Below are 12,502 nucleotides of genomic sequence, written 5' to 3'. Positions count from 1 at the left end.
ATTTTTATTATGTCCGTTATCAATGGCACGGGTGAATTGTGCAATAACTTGCTATTAAATACCGAGATAGCCGTGCTTACCGGTAGTGATTTTGGTTTAATGGCAGTCATAACGTTGTGAAGAAACAGGTATTGGGGATGAAGTGGTTAAAAGTTCTGGTCGTGAGCCTGAGTATTTTTCTGGCAGGGTGTCAGACGGTGTCAACAACCAACTCAGGGACTATTGGTGTTCAGCGTGAGCAGAAAATGTTCTCTTTGCTCTCTGAAAGCCAGGTGAATGCCATGTCTGCCAGGGCTTATCAGGAAGCTCTGAATCAAGCTCGGGAAAAAGAAGTGCTGAACCGCATGCCAGCAGATGTTAAACGCCTGCGCAGGATTGCTGACCGGCTGGTGTCCCATGTTGGTGTGTTCAGGCAGGATGCCCGAAGCTGGCAGTGGGAAGTTAATCTGATGACGGATAAACAGCTGAATGCCTACTGCATGCCCGGGGGCAAGATTATGTTTTACACCGGCATTATTGACACTCTGAAGCTGACGGATGATGAAATTGCCGCCATTATGGGACACGAAATGGCTCATGCACTCAGGGAACATGGGCGGGAGTCTATGTCTCAGGCCTATGCCGTGCAGTTGGGGCAGGATACCCTGGGGATTCTGCTGGGGGTCAGCCCTGAGTTAATGAGTGTTGGCAGTACCGTGGTAAATTATGCGCTTACCTTGCCTAATAGTCGTACCAATGAGGCCGAGGCTGACCTTATCGGTTTAGAGCTGATGGCCAGGGCTGGATATAACCCGGAGGCTGCTGTCAGCCTGTGGAAAAAGATGTCAGCGCAAAGTGGTGGCAGTGTGCCGGAATTTATGAGCACACATCCGTCCCACGATGCCCGTATAAACGGGCTGAATGCCAATATCAGGAAAGTGGATCATCTCTACAGGCAGGCGATTAGCAAAAGCAATTAATCCATAGTTCAAATTATAAGTTAGAACGGGGATATTTAAGTGTGAATACCTTCTCATTCAACGATTGTAATCGGATACCACCAGCAGCCCCGTTAGTCTCTGAACGAGAGGGTAAAGAAACTGAAAAATGCGTTATCTGCCTTGATGGTCTGGATAAAAGTCCCATTGCAGCAATGTTTCCCTGCACCCATATCCACCACAAGTCGTGCATTGCTAAGTGGCTAAGCGGTCCAGGTCATGCCGATATTGGTTGCCCAATGTGTAAACGTAAAATTACTCATTGTTTGTACCCTGAGAAGACGCCACTCCACGTGGCAGCCGCCGGAGGTCGCTCTGATATTGTCAATGGCTTGCTTGAACACGGTGCCAATGCCAATGCCAGCACCAAGGACGGGATAACTGCCCTCCACTGCGCCGCTGGCAAAGGTGATGAGGCGACTATCAGGCATCTTGTCAAACAGGGTGCCGACGTCAATGCGCTCACAACAGCGGATTACCCTGAGACTCCGCTTCAGCTTGCGGTATTTAATGGTCATGAAGCGGCCATAACAGCTCTTATTGACTACGGTGCTGACATTAATGGCCACGCCCCGGATATAAGACGCCCACTTCACTTTGCAGCTGCAAATGGTTTCCTCAATATCATTGATGTTCTGCTTAACAAAGGTGCTGATATCAACATCGGCAGCAGGACCCCTCTGCATTTTGCGGTGGAACATGGAAAACATGATGCCATCCGGCTGTTGCTTGGCAGGGGTGCCAATATCAATGCCCAATCCTCACGGTTGTCAAAACAGTTTGGGTTTGAAATGGTAAGACACCTGCTTATGAAAGTGGAAATGAGGGAGAGAACCGACAAATCGACGGCAAGTAACGGTGAAAGGGAAGGCCGCCAGAAACTGTACGGAAAAACACCGCTTCACATTGCTATTGACACCGGCCAGGCAGAGATCGTTGATCTCCTGCTGAGCGCTGGTGCAGCCACCGATGTACTTATTGGCAGTGGTGAGACGCTATGGAGCTGGATAAACAATGTAAACAAACTGACTGTACCCATAATCAGGTCGTTAACCTTTGCCATATGTAACTCTGAGGCACCCTGTGACGATATGCGTGCAGGATTACTTGGCGCATTAATTAAAATCAATGACTGGAAGTTATTCGACCAATTGTTCGCCAATACCCCGAATGCTGACATTAACAAACTTCATTACCCGGGTTCCGGTCAATCAGCCTTTTACGAGGTGGTTAAAGAGGGGCAAAAAGACAAAATCCAGGCCATGATAACCCGGCGTGCCGATGTTAATGCCCGTGACCACCGTGGATGGACGCCCCTGCACTGTGCAGTCTACAGTCGCCATCCGCAAGACGCCACTGAGCTACTGATTGGTTCTGACGTTAATGCCACAAACAACGAGGGACAAACGCCTCTGCATCTTGCGGCTAAATCAGGTAAGTCAGAGGTTATTGATCAACTGATTGACCGTGGTGCTTCTGTCAATGCTACCACTGGCAGAAGGGGCTGTGTTACAGGGCGGGCGGAGGAGTATAAGGGGTATCAGTCAACCGGGGCAGCACTGAGGCTGAAGTGTTTTAAACAGGAGGTTTGCCTGAGAGGCTTACTATTAAATGGCCAACCGGTCAGATCGGATGCGATGGTTAGAATAGACAACACCGGCATCATGACCCCCCTTCATTATGCAGTCCAGGGAGGTCATGTAAAAGCAGTTCAGCACCTGCTGGTCAGAGGTGCTTCCATCAACGAAATAACCCAGAACGGAATGACACCACTGAAACTTGCAGAATCTGAGCTGATGAAAGCTAAAAAGATTAAAGTGTTAGGCCCCGCCTCATTCCTTGGGGGACAACAGGAACCAGGCTTTAACGCCGCAGAAGCAGTTAAATCCTACTCAGACATCATCAGCCTTCTAAAGGCTCAGTCATCACTAACCTCCGTACCTTCGGTAGCTATCTGAGGACCTTCAATGTTGTCATTCAATCGGGGTGTAGGATAACGCAGCCCAATGGTAAAACGAGGGCGTATAATTTCTGACATTGGTGTAGCCTGCCGCCTTCAGCACCATCACCATGTGTGCGGACCGGATACCGGCAGTACAGTAGACGACAATCGGGCTATTTTTTTGAATATCCTGATCCGATAACATTCTGCTAATGTCGTCAAAGGACTTCAAGGTGCCACTGGCTGTGAACAGCTGTTGAAATGGTAAGCTCACTGCTCCGGGAAGATGCCCTTTGCGCTGTTCACCCAAGTCCATTTTGCCGTGGAACTCTTCCGGTGATCGCGAGTCAATAACGCGAAACTGAGAGTAGTCCCGGTAAAGGGCTTTGGTATGAATGGTGGCTGAAGAATCCCGTTGGGTTATCGTGTAATCACTTTTGGTATTGAAGAAAGTTGGGATGATGGTGGTTTTCAGCCCTTTTTCTTTCCAGTGAGAGTACCCGCCATTAAGAATGCGGACATTCTTTAACCCTGCCACGTGCAAACTCCAGGCAATTCGGCCATCTTCACCCCACCCCCGTTGAGCATCGGCATAAACGACAATATTATCTGTTGGGGTCAGGCCCAGCTTCTGTATCTGGTATTCCAGCTCCTTATTGTCAAGAACTGTTGCCCAGTTCTCGCTACCGGCTGCCCCATTCATATCAGAAAGAGATTGCCACTGAACTGAGCGGGCTCCCGGGATATGTCCCTTGAGATACTCAGAGTATGCCCGGGCATCGATCAGCAGGTAATGGTCGGGATTGCTGGCAACCGTTTCTGCACTGATAAAATAATCCTCCGGTACTGCATAGGCGAACCTGAAGGGCAGAATCAGTAGCAGGAAGAAGAAAATACATCTTTTGAGGTATTGGGATAATACTGGTTTCTTATTCATTGCCAACAGGCCTCGATTCACGGGAATAGACAGACTTCAGGAAAAAGTCATCGACCTGATCAAGGGCAAAGTGACTGGTCAGCCTGGCCACCCCCTCACGCCCAAACCAGCGGGAGATAAAGAAACAGAGTGTAGCCGCGATCATGGCGCTGCTCCAGGATAGCAGTGCCCCCTGCCACCAGCCAAAAATGGCGGCGTTGGCAAAGGTAAGAATAAAAGCAGGCAGCGGCGCTGCTACTGCCTGGATAACCATCAGTAGTCCTGAAACCAGAGGGGCCCATAGTCCGAAACTGAGAATGTAGGTGCGTACCATGTCGATATCCAGCGATGAAAGAATCCGGATCATCTCAAATAGCCACTCACGGGCTGGCGGGGTAGCCAGAATAGCAGCAGTTATCAGCAGAACGATCAGTGGTTTGGTAATAGATTGAATAGTCATTAATCAGGTGTAAATGCAGTTCTTTCAGGAACCCTTCCATGCCTGGTTGAAGTTTCCCAACTGCCAAAAGATGTGAGCGTTGAAATTGGGTCGTTGGCCACTGTGAAATCAGCAGCTGTGGGTTTTTTGCAGTTTGAACATAAAGTATTCGGTTTTTATATTTAAACTCCGACGTTTACTTCAAACATTGATTCCAAGGAGTTAATCGGTCCTCAAAGCGCGAGAGAGGGTACTCGTGCATGAGCCCTGTGTCAAACCGGGGCCGAGTGATCGGCGGTGAACTTTATTCTTCAGCAGTTGTCAGAATGTCGGTCATATTCAGGATTTTGCCCAACTTTCACTCGTTCTGTGAAGATAAGAGGAAAGGTATGTCAAACCCATCTTCGCAACCGGCAATCTCTGGTGCAGTGAACTCTGGCTGGAATTTCCCTCCCTCTGATGATCCGTCGGCAAGTTCCGCCGCCACCCACTTGCCGGATACCCATAAAGCTACGGCGTTTTGTCGGCGAAATACGACGTTGGCTTCTCATGAAGAGCAGCACCTGAAGATTCATGGCTATTCCACCGAGGAAATCGCCAGGTCGGAAAAAGCCCTGGTCCAGCGCAATATCACCCCAAGCCACAGTGAGATCATTGGTCATCTTCAGTCAGACAACGGTGATACACTGGGCACCATTAAACAGTGCATTGAAAACGGGTTGAGTTCAACAGCAGGGGTTCAGGGCAAACTGCGATTGTTGATCGAACTGCAAAGCTACACCAAATCATGTGTAAAAACCGCCGCTGAGAATCTCAATCATCAATACTCTTCCTTCTGGCCAGATCGCCAGAGCATCGTAACTATGGTCAATAAATGGCCCAGCACATTGCAACGACAGGGCGCTGTTATTTGCCAAAGCTGGCCAGAGCTTATGGTTGACAACGCTGTACAAGTGGATTTCAGCTCCAGCATAAGTATCTGTTCCAATGTACTTAACTTTCAGTTAGAGCCACTGGATTGCCTGTCATTTTTACGACTTGTCAAGGATATCTGGTTTGATGCCCTGGGTTGTGGAAATATCTGTGCCATCGACAGAGTCAGTCACCTGCTGGTTACGTTTGCCTGGGAAATGTCTTTCAATCTCTATTATTTGCACGGTAGCTCTCCCAAGCACGACCGTCACGAGCGATTTGAGCAAGTGGTTCAGCAAATGCTGGAACAAGGTATTCACTGCATTGATGATATTGACGCGTTTGCATTTATGCTGGTAACCAAGCCCCACATCTGGCGCAATCATCAAAGTGATGTTCTGCAACTGATGGTCTGCAGGGCGTTCAAAGGCCGGGACCAGCAACTGTCTCCACTCTGTGCCCAGTGGCGGGAGGATGCAAAGAGCCACGAACAAATCGCTAAAACAGTAGAGACAGAGATCATCCCTGACACAGCCTCCGCCATGCATTACCTTAACGACATACACGGTTATCTGATGCAATACAGGGCCCCTAACTGCAGCGACAGCAGCCAAATACATAACGCGACATACTTTGATCCTGTCACCCTGCAATTAATGTCACCAATCCTGGCCCCTGACCTGACAACCACACCCGCTCTTGAGGTGACAGGTGCGACTCTATCGGCCTATTTCAATTTCTGCCTGGACCATCAGGCGTTGTCATCAAATAAAACATTTGAGGATTTCCTGACGAACAAAGTCGTACCGGATATCAGCAAGCCGGGATATTTTGGACTTCTGGAAAGTACGGACAACGCCGAAAGCATGGCATCGAGACCAGGCACCAGCGCAGAGTTGAGTACCATCCGTAGTCACGGTGAAATGCCCAAACGCAGGAAGAAGTTGGCCAAATCACCCGTGATGGCAAGAAGCTTCATTAGGGATTGATGATCCTGTCGGGTTTATTGGTGCTAGGAGGCTGTCCGAGAATAGACTGCCCTACTGCGGTGGCAGCAAATTGGTCTAAAAAGTCGGAAATTTTTAGTAAATAGAACCACTATTCACTAAAAATTTCCGACTTTTTATCCTCAATTTTCTGCCATCCTCGCTACGGGCGCTATTCTCGGACAGGCTCCTAGCACTTGCAGGAAATATTCATTTCTTCGGAATTTTGCAGAAACCTTCTGCCGGCACATCCAGGGCAGCGTTGAATTTGCTGGACATGTTCTGAAACGCGATCAGGCCAGTCAGTTCAATAACAGCGTCATTATTGAAATGCTCTTTTAGCTGCTTCATCAGCTCAGGGGTTACCTGTCGGTCGCTGTAGGTAACAGCCTCGGTATATTCCAGGGCAATACGCTCCTGAGCATTGAAAAGGTCAGAGTCTTGCCAGTTATCCAGTGCTTCGACTTTATCCATGCTGCCTGCACACTTTGCCAGGGTCATGGCATTGATGTCAACACAGAAGGCACACCAGTTGACCTGAGATACTCTGACGGTAACCAGCGAGCGCAGCTCCGGTGACAGGGGTGACTTTTTTCGATCCAGCACGCCGTAGAGTGTGGCTACAGCGGCAAATAACCGGGGGAACTCTTGCCCATAACAAGCCCGGCTTAAGGACTTTTCCATAGCGACGCTTCTGGCTCCAGAAAAAAGGCATTAGCCACCAAGGATAAGAGCGAAGGGGTTTATCCGGTACATACATGGCTGATTCCTAACTTGCAGTTCCATAGTAGGTCAGCCGATGGTGGCAGGAAAGTTGGATGTCTACAATCCTGTTGTTGGTTTTTTCTATTCGACTATATGTAATAACATATGGTGACAGTCAGGTATTTTCTTTAAAATATCCTGCTTTATGATTCCAATGAAGAAGAGGTCGTCTCATGGACGTAATGGAGCAAATAAAAGAACAGGTTGAATCCCATACTATTCTGCTGTACATGAAGGGCTCTCCCAAGTTGCCCCAGTGTGGTTTCTCTGCCAAGGCGGTTCAGGCGTTAATGGCCTGTGGCGAACAGTTCGCTTTTGTGGATGTTCTGGCTAACCCGGAGATTCGTGCCAATCTTCCCAAGTATGCTAACTGGCCGACCTTCCCACAACTGTGGATTAAGGGTGAGCTGATTGGTGGCAGTGACATCATTATTGATATGTTTAACAGTGGTGACTTGCAGCAGTTGATTGCTGAAGCGACTGGTTCTGCTGAAGGTGCAGAAGACTGATTTTCAATCGTTTTTATCCTTCCCTTCCGGTGTGATAAAACCGGAAGGTTATCTTCTTCCGGGTCAGTTCACTACCTGACTCATTGAGTTCCTGTCAGTTTCTCCTTTCTGCTGTAATTACTCCAAAGGCTCCTCTTTCGGGGCAAAGTCATAAGGTAAGGAGTGAAAACCAGGTAAGCCTGACTGTTCAGCCATCGGAGTATCCTGAGGCTCTTGCCAGTTTGTGGCAGCATTTACCGGTGGTGCTGAGTTGCATAGCTTTTTAGGCGAAGGTTCAGCATTTGTATCGCCTGGGCTGAACTTTGTTGCATCTGTTGTTACAAAGGCTATGGGTAAAGTTGCTGCGGATATTATCTGCTGCCCTGAAGTACCGGGATAAGAGTGGAGCCTTACTGGTTTTGGAGGGGCATTTTTTTTCTTGAACGATAGCTTTGATTTGGCTTTTAACATGACCCTTTCATTTAAAGGTTCAGGTTTGTGCCCGGGGCGTTGATCTTTATCGATATTAGTGTGATCTGGGATTGATATGCCAGCAAATGCTTCCAGTATTTCCTGATCACACTCTGAATCGCTTTCTGATTCACTTTGCGGCGTTTTTGTTGTCTGTTCAGATTTCCTGGCAAGGGGAGCAAATGCAGAGTCTTCTCCAGACAGGACGTAGTTTGATGGCGGATGTGGGGTAACCTTCAGCCCTCCGCTGGTATGTCCGATATCTGGTTTTCTTGTGGGATTTGGTTTTTTGACACCATCATCGGGTGCTACATCCCAGAAAAGCACCGTACTTGCAGGAACGCCAGTATTTTGCATAGACACACGCCAGAAGAAGTTGTTTCTACACATACTTCGATATTTTAATTCCCAATTAGTTCATTTTCTTTATGCGAAAAATGAAAGCTGTCTGATCCCTGTCTTCGTTCGGGGTTAGCTACCTCAATAAACTGAGCTTTGGGAGTGTTGGGAAGGAACAGAGTGGGTTCCGGGTGAACCAGTCTTTAGTAAAGGGGGGCACAGGCTCCGGGTTGTATTTTTCTTCTTGCTCCTTTATCAATATGCGGCTTGTGATAAAAAAGTAGTCATTTGTTTCTACTGCGGTAGGCGAAAACCGTGGTCATGTGTATCATTGTATGCGCAGTTTTTGTGATGCGTGATTCAATGTGAGATGACATATTACTTGCACTCTCGTATTAATACGCACAACTTTGTAAATGATAGCTTTTTATATGACAGCTTTTTAAATGACAGTTTCATAAAGCGTAGGAGAAATACTTATGGGCGTTTTAGTAGGCAAAAAGGCTCCTGACTTCACAGTCCCTGCTGTACTGGGTGACGGCTCTATTGTTGATGCTTTTACCCTGTCCGAAGCCATTCGTGGCAAGTACGGTCTGCTGTTTTTCTACCCTCTGGACTTCACTTTCGTATGCCCTTCTGAACTGATTGCCCTGGATCACCGTATGAGTGCTTTCCAGGAGCGAGGTGTTGAAGTGATCGGTGTATCTATTGATTCTCACTTTACGCACAATGCGTGGCGTAACACGCCTGTGGACCAGGGTGGTATTGGTCAGGTGAAATATACTCTGGCTGCTGATATGACACACGACATCTGTAAGTCTTATGACGTTGAATCAGAAGGTGGTGTGGCATTCCGTGGTGCTTTCCTGATCGACAAGGAAGGTCTGGTTCGCTCCCAGATCGTCAATGACCTGCCGCTGGGCCGTAATATGGATGAACTGATTCGTCTGGTTGACGCCTTGCAGTTCCACGAACAGCACGGTGAAGTTTGCCCGGCTGGCTGGAACAAGGGCGACAAGGGCATGACAGCGTCCCCAGACGGCGTGGCCCAATACCTCTCAGAGAGTGCGGATGGTCTCTAGGAGCCTGTCGGACTTAAGACTGTCCTACTGCGGTTACGATAAATTGGTCTAAAAATTCCTGCTTCTTCGTCAAATAGCCCCGCTATTCTCCTCAGAAGCAGAAATTTTTATCCTCAATTTCTCGCAATCCTCGCTACGGACGCTTAAGTCCGACAGCCTCCTAGCCCCTTATAACGGTTGGAAAATGCCATATATACAGTCTTTTTAAAAAGTTTTTTGCAGTGGAATACTTGACTCACGGCAAAATAACCTTATCATTCGCTGCCGTTGGTTGGTGACGAGATGTCGCTGCCAAAAATAGTTCCCTGATAGCTCAGTTGGTAGAGCAAATGACTGTTAATCATTGGGTCGCTGGTTCGAGTCCAGCTCGGGGAGCCACTTAATTCTGTATATTAGCCTGTGGCTGGTGTAAGAATGGGTCGTTAGCTCAGTCGGTAGAGCAGTTGGCTTTTAACCAATTGGTCGTAGGTTCGAATCCTACACGACCCACCATACAGCATTGAGATTTGTAAAAAGTCCCTTGTTGAAGAAACTGTTGTCAGTACAGTAAAACTGTCGATTAGTTCCCTGATAGCTCAGTTGGTAGAGCAAATGACTGTTAATCATTGGGTCGCTGGTTCGAGTCCAGCTCGGGGAGCCACTTATTCTGTCTGTCAGCCTGTGGCTGGTGTAAGAATGGGTCGTTAGCTCAGTCGGTAGAGCAGTTGGCTTTTAACCAATTGGTCGTAGGTTCGAATCCTACACGACCCACCATACAGCATTGAGATTTGTAAAAAGTCTCTTGTTGAAGAAACTGTTGTCAGTACAGTAAAACTGTCGATTAGTTCCCTGATAGCTCAGTTGGTAGAGCAAATGACTGTTAATCATTGGGTCGCTGGTTCGAGTCCAGCTCGGGGAGCCACTTTTCTTAGCTATGAAGCGCTGTTGTTGGTGTTTTCAAATCCTGTCATCTTTTCTTGAGACAGTTCCCGGTTTGTTTTCAAGCCCCTTCCTCTTCTGAATGTTCCCCCATAGACATGGTATTTATTCTCCGGCCGTACCATCGGGACCTCAAGGCAGGCATAGAGCAGGCCATACTTTATTACGCAGCTTTCGGTTTTAATCAGCGCATTAAAGAGCGGAGTAAATCACCCCGCATAGTGGTCAACCGTCGATTATATCAGTTTTATAACAGGCAACCTGGTGACGCTGATTCAATCCGGACGTGGAGCAATCAACAAGGTCTGGTTTTTTCTGTGAGCACTGTTCGTCCGCGTAGAGGCAGCGAGTCCTGAAGACGCAGCCTGATGGTGGATCAATCGGTGAAGGTAAATCGCCTTTCAATACTACCCGCTTCTTTCTCACAGCAGGGTCCGGAGCCGGAACTGCGGAAATCAAAGCCTGTGTATAAGGATGTTTTGGCGAGTTATAGAGATCATCTTTATCGGCAATCTCCATAACATTACCCAAATACAAAACCATTACCCGATGACTGATGTGACGGACAATGGAAAGATCATGACTGATAAACAGCAGTGACAGACCAAACTTCTGTTGCAACTCTCCCAGCAGATTAATGATCTGCGCCTGAATAGAGACATCCAGTGCGGACACAGGCTCATCACAGACGATCACCCTGGGTTGAAGAATCATTGCCCGGGCAATACCGATTCGCTGACACTGTCCACCTGAGAACTCATGGGGGTAACGGTTGATCATGTGTGGCAACAGGCCAACAATATCCATCATCTCACGAACACGGTCCCTGACCGCCTCACCGGCAAGCTCTGGATGATGGGTGATCAGTGGTTCAGCAATAATCTCGCCGATGGTCATGCGTGGATCAAGGCTGGCCAGCGGATCCTGAAAAATGATCTGCATCTGTTTGCGCAAAGGGCGCATCTCTTTTACGGAATGCCCGGTGATGCTCTGCCCCATCCAGACAACCTGTCCATCAGTATTGTGCAGTAATTGCAGAACTGCTCTGCCGAGCGTGGATTTCCCGCAGCCAGACTCACCAACGACAGAAAGGGTTTCACCTTCATGAAGTTGGAAACTGACACCATCGACGGCTTTCAAAGTCTTTTTTTTCGTGAAGAATGTGCCTGTATCGACGGGGAAGTGCACCTTAAGGTTTTCTACTGTAAGGATTGGCGCTTGCTCAGTAACAGTCATAAAACACCTTCCACGACATTAACAGGATTATTTTTAACAGGGCTGCTGGCGTGAAAAGCTGAACTCAGTTGATGACAAGAGGCCGTTCGACCAGCATCAAACTCAGTGGTTTGAGGGCGCTCCTGTTGACAGAGATTGGTCGCATATTGGCATCGGGGCTGAAATGCACAACCTTGTGGCAGTGCCTGAAGATTGGGAGGCTGTCCGGGAATTGCGTAGAGATCTTCATTATGATCACCATCAATTCTAGGCATGGATTGCAAAAGACCCCGGGTGTATGGGTGTTTTGCATCACTGAAGAGCGCTTGTACGGATCCGGTTTCAACCACACGACCACCATACATCACCATCACATGATCGCACATACTGGCAATGACACCCAGGTCATGGGTAATCATCACAATGGACATACCCAGCTTGTCTTTCAGGTCATGGAGGAGGTCCAGAATCTGAGCCTGAATGGTAACATCGAGCGCAGTGGTTGGCTCATCAGCAATTAACAGGTCCGGCTCACAGAGCAGTGCAATAGCGATCATAACTCGCTGACGCATGCCACCAGAGAACTCATGGGGGTACATATGAACCCGCTTGCGGGCCTCTGGTATGCCTACCAGTTCCAGCATTTCAATGGATCGCTCCAGGGCTTTCTTTTGGCTCATACCCTGATGTTCAATCAGAACTTCAGTCATCTGTCGTGAGACTTTCAGATAGGGGTTCAGGGATGTCATTGGGTCCTGAAAAATCATGGACAGAGAAACGCCGCGCACCTTATTCAGTTCTTTAACGGGCAGTCCAAGAATGTTTTGGCCTTTAAAGATAGCTTCACCCGTGGTTTTGCCATTCTTTGCCAATAAACCCATCAAGGCCATAAATATCTGGGTTTTTCCGGAACCGGATTCGCCCACGACACCCAGGCTTTCACCTTTCTTCAGGGTGAAACTGATCTCATTGGCGGCGGCTACTTCACCATCCGGCGTATCGAAGCGGGTATTGAGGTTTTTGACCTCAAGAATGATGCTGTTCTCGTTCAT

General features: G+C 48.2%; 11 protein-coding genes and 5 tRNA genes. 10 read left to right on the top strand and 6 right to left on the bottom strand.

From position 1 onward, the window contains the following. The first annotated feature begins 137 nt into the window (after nucleotides 1-137). Entirely contained in the window at nucleotides 138-959 is an 822-nt protein-coding gene (locus O3276_RS09890; RefSeq protein ID WP_269675479.1) for a M48 family metallopeptidase, read from the top strand. A gap of 41 nt (nucleotides 960-1,000) precedes the next feature. Continuing rightward, nucleotides 1,001-2,935, top strand: a complete 1,935-nt coding sequence (locus O3276_RS09885) for an ankyrin repeat domain-containing protein (protein WP_269675478.1) — start codon at nucleotides 1,001-1,003, stop codon at nucleotides 2,933-2,935. Nucleotides 2,936-2,950: 15 nt separating this feature from the next. On the opposite strand, the gene O3276_RS09880 is transcribed toward O3276_RS09885, so the two are convergent. Together O3276_RS09880 and O3276_RS09875 are read right to left on the bottom strand one after the other, a co-directional pair. Beyond that, a complete protein-coding gene (locus tag O3276_RS09880) occupies nucleotides 2,951-3,856 on the bottom strand; it encodes a sulfurtransferase (RefSeq protein ID WP_269675477.1) in 906 nt (301 codons plus the stop codon). Continuing rightward, nucleotides 3,849-4,295: a TVP38/TMEM64 family protein gene (locus O3276_RS09875; protein ID WP_269675476.1), complete on the bottom strand. Its 447-nt coding sequence runs from the start codon at nucleotides 4,293-4,295 to the stop codon at nucleotides 3,849-3,851. The genes O3276_RS09880 and O3276_RS09875 overlap by 8 nt, the downstream gene beginning before the upstream one ends. A gap of 368 nt (nucleotides 4,296-4,663) precedes the next feature. Here O3276_RS09875 and O3276_RS09870 point away from each other — a divergent pair, with 368 nt between their 5' ends. Continuing rightward, nucleotides 4,664-6,175 (top strand): hypothetical protein, encoded by a 1,512-nt coding sequence (locus tag O3276_RS09870; RefSeq protein WP_269675475.1) that lies wholly within the window; start codon nucleotides 4,664-4,666, stop codon nucleotides 6,173-6,175. Between the two features lie 207 nt (nucleotides 6,176-6,382). Here the strand turns inward: O3276_RS09870 and O3276_RS09865 are convergent, their stop codons facing one another. Then, the gene (locus O3276_RS09865) at nucleotides 6,383-6,856 is read right to left on the bottom strand and encodes a carboxymuconolactone decarboxylase family protein (protein WP_269675474.1); all 474 of its coding nucleotides are present in this window, start codon (nucleotides 6,854-6,856) and stop codon (nucleotides 6,383-6,385) included. Nucleotides 6,857-7,110: 254 nt separating this feature from the next. Here O3276_RS09865 and grxD point away from each other — a divergent pair, with 254 nt between their 5' ends. Then, nucleotides 7,111-7,446: a Grx4 family monothiol glutaredoxin gene (grxD, locus tag O3276_RS09860; RefSeq protein ID WP_269675473.1), complete on the top strand. Its 336-nt coding sequence runs from the start codon at nucleotides 7,111-7,113 to the stop codon at nucleotides 7,444-7,446. A 117-nt stretch (nucleotides 7,447-7,563) separates the two neighbouring features. Here the strand turns inward: grxD and O3276_RS09855 are convergent, their stop codons facing one another. Beyond that, on the bottom strand, nucleotides 7,564-8,286 hold the full coding sequence (locus tag O3276_RS09855) for a hypothetical protein (RefSeq protein ID WP_269675472.1): 723 nt from the start codon (nucleotides 8,284-8,286) through the stop codon (nucleotides 7,564-7,566). Nucleotides 8,287-8,714: 428 nt separating this feature from the next. Between O3276_RS09855 and O3276_RS09850 the strand changes: the two genes are divergently transcribed. From O3276_RS09850 to O3276_RS09825, 6 genes are all read left to right on the top strand, one after another. Further along, on the top strand, nucleotides 8,715-9,317 hold the full coding sequence (locus O3276_RS09850; RefSeq protein ID WP_101746706.1) for a peroxiredoxin: 603 nt from the start codon (nucleotides 8,715-8,717) through the stop codon (nucleotides 9,315-9,317). A 302-nt stretch (nucleotides 9,318-9,619) separates the two neighbouring features. Further along, nucleotides 9,620-9,695: transfer RNA gene (locus O3276_RS09845), tRNA-Asn, on the top strand. 38 nt (nucleotides 9,696-9,733) lie between these two features. Beyond that, nucleotides 9,734-9,809 (top strand) — tRNA-Lys (locus tag O3276_RS09840). 72 nt (nucleotides 9,810-9,881) lie between these two features. After that, a tRNA-Asn gene (locus tag O3276_RS09835) sits at nucleotides 9,882-9,957 on the top strand. Between the two features lie 37 nt (nucleotides 9,958-9,994). After that, nucleotides 9,995-10,070, top strand: a tRNA-Lys gene (locus O3276_RS09830). Between the two features lie 72 nt (nucleotides 10,071-10,142). Further along, nucleotides 10,143-10,218 (top strand) — tRNA-Asn (locus O3276_RS09825). Between the two features lie 242 nt (nucleotides 10,219-10,460). On the opposite strand, the gene O3276_RS09820 is transcribed toward O3276_RS09825, so the two are convergent. Further along, the gene (locus tag O3276_RS09820) at nucleotides 10,461-11,471 is read right to left on the bottom strand and encodes an ABC transporter ATP-binding protein (protein ID WP_269675471.1); all 1,011 of its coding nucleotides are present in this window, start codon (nucleotides 11,469-11,471) and stop codon (nucleotides 10,461-10,463) included. Then, on the bottom strand, nucleotides 11,468-12,502 hold the full coding sequence (locus O3276_RS09815) for an ABC transporter ATP-binding protein (RefSeq protein WP_101746708.1): 1,035 nt from the start codon (nucleotides 12,500-12,502) through the stop codon (nucleotides 11,468-11,470). Before O3276_RS09815 ends, O3276_RS09820 begins: the two co-directional genes overlap by 4 nt.

Source organism: Endozoicomonas sp. GU-1 (assembly GCF_027366395.1).
Taxonomy (GTDB): domain Bacteria; phylum Pseudomonadota; class Gammaproteobacteria; order Pseudomonadales; family Endozoicomonadaceae; genus Endozoicomonas.
This window is presented reverse-complemented; position numbering and strand designations above follow the sequence as displayed.